At 59.5% G+C, this 5744-nt stretch carries 5 protein-coding genes; 1 reads left to right on the top strand and 4 read right to left on the bottom strand.

Features of this window, described 5'->3' with window-relative positions; all coding sequences use genetic code 11:
• Positions 1–178: 178 nt before the first annotated feature.
• Positions 179–2128 (bottom strand): acetate--CoA ligase family protein, encoded by a 1950-nt coding sequence (locus ACVWXZ_RS14125; RefSeq protein WP_414407162.1) that lies wholly within the window; start codon positions 2126–2128, stop codon positions 179–181.
• A 376-nt stretch (positions 2129–2504) separates the two neighbouring features.
• A complete protein-coding gene (locus ACVWXZ_RS14120; RefSeq protein WP_011429585.1) occupies positions 2505–2654 on the bottom strand; it encodes a hypothetical protein in 150 nt (49 codons plus the stop codon).
• A 134-nt stretch (positions 2655–2788) separates the two neighbouring features.
• Between ACVWXZ_RS14120 and ACVWXZ_RS14115 the strand changes: the two genes are divergently transcribed.
• On the top strand, positions 2789–4033 hold the full coding sequence (locus ACVWXZ_RS14115) for an Era-like GTP-binding protein (RefSeq protein WP_457482659.1): 1245 nt from the start codon (positions 2789–2791) through the stop codon (positions 4031–4033).
• Here the strand turns inward: ACVWXZ_RS14115 and lipA are convergent.
• Together lipA and ACVWXZ_RS14105 are read right to left on the bottom strand one after the other, a co-directional pair.
• Positions 4030–4884, bottom strand: a complete 855-nt coding sequence (gene lipA / locus ACVWXZ_RS14110) for a lipoyl synthase (RefSeq protein WP_011434441.1) — start codon at positions 4882–4884, stop codon at positions 4030–4032. The genes ACVWXZ_RS14115 and lipA overlap by 4 nt on opposite strands.
• 221 nt (positions 4885–5105) lie before the next feature.
• Positions 5106–5600, bottom strand: a complete 495-nt coding sequence (locus tag ACVWXZ_RS14105) for a DUF4079 domain-containing protein (RefSeq protein ID WP_011429588.1) — start codon at positions 5598–5600, stop codon at positions 5106–5108.
• Between the last annotated feature and the right edge of the window lie 144 nt (positions 5601–5744).

The raw sequence follows: 5744 nt of genomic DNA, 5'->3' as shown, positions 1-5744 counted from the left end.
ACTTGGCTCATAAGTTCATTGTACTTCATCAAAGCGCATTCCTCCCGACACTGACCCTACGGGTACAGTGCGGGGCTCCTGCGATTTCTAGCTGACTGGCTGGCCGGCCTTTTTCCCCAGCAGGGATCCCTTGTTTTGCCTACCCTTTTACAAGAATCTGAAGAAAATCCAAAGCCCCTCAGCCAGACCAGTTCTTCAGCATCTGGCTAATGGTTCTGCAGATGATCCGCAGGGTCATGGAGCGCAGCAGGATCCCCATCTGAAGGTCTGTCCCCGGCAATTCAAATCGCTCCGCCTGGCCCGCCACCGTCAAAGTTAGGGTGGATCCCCGCTGCAGGAAGAGGGCGCCGCCGGGGTTGAGATCCCGTTTCAGGGTTTGCAGCTCTTGATCGGAGGGATCCCGCAGCACCACCAGATCGCTGCCTTCGTAGGCCAAGCCCTCCCGCTCCAGGGTCTCTTCGTCGGCTTCCGCCAAAAGCAGATCCAGTTGGGGATGGCGCAGCAGGGTTTTCACCTGGCGAAAGAGGCTGCCCTGCAGGGGTCTAGAGCTGTGGTTTAGCAGCACGCCCTCCCGACAGACGGATCCCACACATGCGTTGGGGCGGTGGGACAAAATATGCTCCACCAAGGTGTGCGCCTCCGCCAAGGTGAGGCGGTTAAAGGTCAAAATCGGGATGCGGGCCGTCTTGGGAAACAGATGGTCGAGGATTGCCCCCGGCACATCCACTCCCGCGCCAATGGCAGGTTTTTGGTGCATGAGCACACCTGGCGCAGCATTGATCTCGATGATCCCCAGGGATCCCTCCTTCCAGGAGCGCTCCAGGCTGGGGGCAATGACATCGATGCCCAAGCACACCAGCGAGAACTGCTGGGCAATGGTTTGGGCCAAAACCACGTTGTCGGGATGGACGGTGGCCGTGACATCGCGGCTCACTCCTCCCGCCGAGAGATTGGATACCTTGCGCAGATAGACCGTCCGCCCCGGTTCCAGCACACTGTCCACTGTCAAGCCTTGCTCTGCCAGAAAGCGCTCCATTGCCTCATCCCATTGGATCGGCCCCAGGGGAGAAGTGGGGGTATCCCAACGGACGGGATCCCGGTTGGCCTGCTCGATGAGCTGCCCGATGGTGCTTTGGCCATCTCCCGTCACCGAGGCGGGGCGTCGTTCCGTGGCCGCCACAAAGCGGCCTCCCACACACAACAGGCGAAAATCGGTGCCCTGCAGATGCTTTTCCAGGATCAGTCGGATGGGCTCCTCAGGGGGAAGGGCTGCCACGGCTACCTCGTAGGCAAAGGCCAGTTCTTCTGGGGTTTGAATGCCTGCTGTTACCCCTATCCCCTTGTGGCCGGCCACCGGCTTGAGCACCACCGGATAGCCGATTTCTTGCGCTTGCTGCAAAGCTTCTGCCAAAGAGGCGACCACCTCTCCCTGGGGCACGGGGAACCCTTGCGCCGCCAGAAAGGCTTTGCAATCGTCTTTGCGGGTGGTGAAGTCAGAGTCGAGATGGCTGTCGCAGTGAAAGGTGGTGGCCACCCCTCGCACCTGGTTGCGACCATAGCCATACTGCATCACCCCTTCATCCCATAGGTAGTAGGTCGGGATCCCGCGTTCGTGAGCAGCCCGCAGGAGGGCATAGACCGTCGGCCCGCCGTACACCGAGTCGCGAAACAATTGCTGCAGGCGGCGCATCTCCCCTTCAACGTCGAAGGGCTCCCCCTGGGCGATGGCTTCCAGCCAATCCCAAGCAAAATAAACCGCGGCACGAGTGGTACGGCCATGCAAGGTCTGCACCGCGATGCGCACATACTCTGGAAACAGGTGACAGCTCCACTTCTGCAAGTGGAGATCCATCTGCAACCGGTTCACCTCCGTCACCAGCCGGGCAAACAAGTGGGCGTAGGAAGGATAAGATCCCTCCTGCAACTGGGGGAAATGGAAGCAGACCTTGGACAGGTAGACATCAATGGGCAGCGGCTGTGGGCACTGGGTAAGGGCAAAGTCGAAGGTGAAAGCGGCTGTATTGAGATAGGGGTTAGGGCCGAGATAATGCTTCAGGTTGAAAATGTCGAAAACATCCGACTCGCGCGCGTTGATGCGGGGCACGCCCGCCGCCTCCTGCAAAACCATAGCCGGCCTCAAGAGAAGGGAAACAACGACCTCAGCGCGGGGAAAACCCAGCTCTCCCGGCTGGGGCCGCTTCCATTATTCCCGATCCGGCCCCCATCCCCGGCGGCTTGCCCTCGCAGCATAAGGGATCCCAGCTAGCCTTTTGCTGGTCAATTAACAGTTGCCTGACAGGCAACTTGGTAACTTGGAAAACCCTTCCCACCCTCTGATCGGGTTGGGGTTATTTCGAGTTGCAGTGCAACTGTTTGCCAATTCTGGGATCCCCTCTCCTCATAATGGGCAAGGGGCTGGGAGTGCTTGCCTGTAGCAGTGCTAGAGGAATGCCTCAGACTTAGACTTGTTCGGAATCACCTAACGATGGGCTTGCCAAGTTGGACTAGCGAAGGGCGCTCAGAAGCACAACATCCATAACCAGCAGCGCCCCAGCAAAGGCCAGCAGGCTGCGCACGATCTGGCGCTCTTGCTTAGAACGATGGGATCCACCCACACGAAGCCATTTCAGAGATTGGGGAAGGCGGTACAACATAGGAAAGTCGGCGGAACCCTAGGGTGATCATGCCCTATTTTGTGGGGTTTGGATTCCCCACGCTGGGGGGGAGAAACGGCTAGCCCTGAGGGGCAATTCCCTCTAGAGTGAGGGTTAGTCCATTGCCCCTGTCTATGACCACTCCCTTGACCCAAGCCGAAACCGTTTTGCAAAGGTGCTGGGATCATTGGCAATCTCTGGCCAGCCGTCGGGATTTACAACCGGAGTTCAGGGCTCTATCCACTTTGCGCAAGCGCCTCACCGCGCGGCTGTTTTCCATTGCGGTGTTTGGGCTGGTCAACCGTGGCAAGTCGGCTGTCCTGAACGCCCTAACCGGCGAGGAGCGATTGAAGGTGGGCCCCCTCAATGGGGTCACTCAGCAGCCCCAATCCCTGCTGTGGCAGCCGGGGCCAGGGATCCCTTGGCGAGTGAAGCTGGTGGATACTCCGGGTTTGAACGAAGTGGAAGGAGAAGCCCGCGAACAGTTGGCCTGGGATGTGGCCCGCTCGGCGGATTTGATCGTGTTTGTCATCGCCACCGACCTGACCCAGTTGGAATACCAAGCTCTCTCGGAGCTGCGCACTCTATACAAGCCCATCCTGCTGGTGTTGAACAAATGCGATCTCTACTCCGAAGCGGAGTTGCAGGCCATTTGTGCCCAGATCAGCCGCCACCTGGGCTGGGTATCGCCACAGGAGATTTTGACCGTGGCCGCCTGCCCAAAACCCCTGAAAGTCCGCACCCACTGGCCGGATGGCCGCATTACTTTGGAATGGGAACGGCCTGCACCCCAAATTGAAGCCTTGCGGGGGCGAATTCTGCAGATTTTGCAAACCGAGGCGGGATCCCTCCTGGCTTTGAATGTGTTGAAGCGGCTGGACCGGGTTCAGGCCCAGATTCTGGAAAAACAGTGGCAGCACCATGCCCCCTTTGTGGAGCAATGGGGCAGGATTTTCGCCCTTGGCAAGGGGATGGGGGTGGGCTTAGCTCCGCTGGGGTTGGATTTGCTGTTGGCCCCGCTGCTGGATGGTCTTTGGCTGCTGGGCTTGGGAGTGCGGCTTCACCTACCCCGGACGGCCTTGTGGAGGGGGCTAGTCTCCTTTCGCGAGGGGCTGTGGCGACCGCTGCTGCTCAATGGGGCTCTGCTGCTGCTGGCGGAAGGGGTGAGTTCCTGGCTGTGGGGAGACTGGGGCAACGGCCTTTTGCCGGGTCTGGTGGCGGGGGTCAGCCTGTACCGCCTGGGATCCCTGGCGCCACAGGTGCTCAGCCGGTTTGCAGCCCGAGCGTTCGGCCTGGAAGCGGGCCTTCGTGCCTTGATCGGACGGGAAAGGTTGGCTATGACAGACTGCACAGCCTCTCTGCCAAGCTCCCTGGCCTAGTTCTCAACCATTTCGGCAGCGTGGTAGGAGCTGCGCACCAATGGCCCTGAGCGCACCTGGCGAAACCCCATCTGGCGGGCTATCTGGCCCAGCTCGGCAAACTCTTCCGGAGTCCAGTAGCGTTCCACAGGGCGATGGGCCAAGGAAGGTTGTAGGTATTGCCCCAGAGTCAGACGATCGCATCCCACCGCCAGCAGATCCCGGAAAGTTTCCAGCACTTCTGCGCGGGTCTCCCCATGCCCCAGCATCAGCCCAGACTTGGTGGGTAATCCAGGATTCAGCTCCTTGACCGTTCGCAAAACCCGTAAGGACAAGTCGTAGCCGGAGCTGCGCCGTACTGCCTGGGAGAGGCGTCGCACCGTTTCGATGTTGTGGTTGTAGCAAACAGGCTGGGCAGCCACCACACGGGCAATGCACTCGCGATCCCCGCGAAAGTCGGGGGTAAGCACCTCGATCTGGGTGCCGGGGCAGCGCCGCCGAATTGCCTCCATGACCTCCACAAAGCGACCGGATCCCTGGTCGGGCAGATCGTCGCGGGCCACCGAGGTGAGTACCACATAGCTGAGCCCCAGCAGCTCAACCGCCTCGGCCACTTTCTCCGGCTCTGTGGGATCCAACGGTGCGGGCCGTCCACTGGCCACCTGGCAAAAAGAGCAGGCGCGGGTACAGATCCCTCCCATCAGCAGAAATGTAGCGGTTTTTTGGCTGTAGCACTCGGCTCGATTTGGACAGCGCCCCTCCTCACAAATGGTGTGCAGGCCCCGCTGCTTGATCACCTGCTGCACCGCTGAAGTCTCGCTGGCTTTGCCGATGGAACGCTTGACCCAACTGGGAAGAGGGCTAACCGACATAGGGAGAACCGTTGCGTTAACTGGGTATCGGCAACAAGACTGCGCCCCTCTACAGCCGAAGGATGCAGCGCCTGCTCTGCCATTCTGACATGATGAAGCTCTGGGTTCCGAAAAGGGGAGGCCGAAGTCTTTGGGTCGACGGACTTCTCGGCTCGCACCAGCGGGACAAAGTCCTACCAAAGCTCAGCCCTGTTCAGGGTTGCATGGGTCTTTCGGGGAGATTAAGCCACCTGGGGTGTGGTTAGCATTTGGTTGACGATGCGCTGCACAATCTGAAAGCCGGTCACCGCCTGCCAACCCAAGATCGCCAGGATCACCACGTTTAATAGGACATGCACATTACGCGCCCAGACCTTTTGCCCGTCTTTCATCAGCGGTGCTAGAGCCGCAGAGCTGGCCACCAAGGCCACAATGCCCAACCCAGCCAGCAGGTGAGGCCCAACAAACAGCTTGCCATTGTTCAGGTAGGTAACCCCCATGCCGCCCAGCGCCCCGAACACCATCAACACCAAGAACAGGGATCCGGCGAGGAAATGCCGCTGACCAAACTTCCCTTTGATCAGCTCCTTGCGTTCTTCTGCTGAGGCAGTGCGCACCCGTCGCGCTTGCAGACCCAGGTAAAGGGCATACAGGGCCAGCGCAAATGCCAAAATCATCAGCACAGGATGAAAGAAAGGCAAGGCCAGTTCTAGCCAGCGAGGAAGTTGAATGCTCATAGAGATCGCAGGATGGAAGAGGAAGACGCCCCCAAATTAACATGAGTTAACGTAAACTACCCGACCCTGACTGCTTCGCAGTACAGGGCGGGCTTTCGGTAGCCCTGCAGTTGGCAAGCCAACCACGGGCCTCTAGGCTGGTTT

Source organism: Thermostichus sp. MS-CIW-38 (genome assembly GCF_054058415.1).
This window is presented reverse-complemented; position numbering and strand designations above follow the sequence as displayed.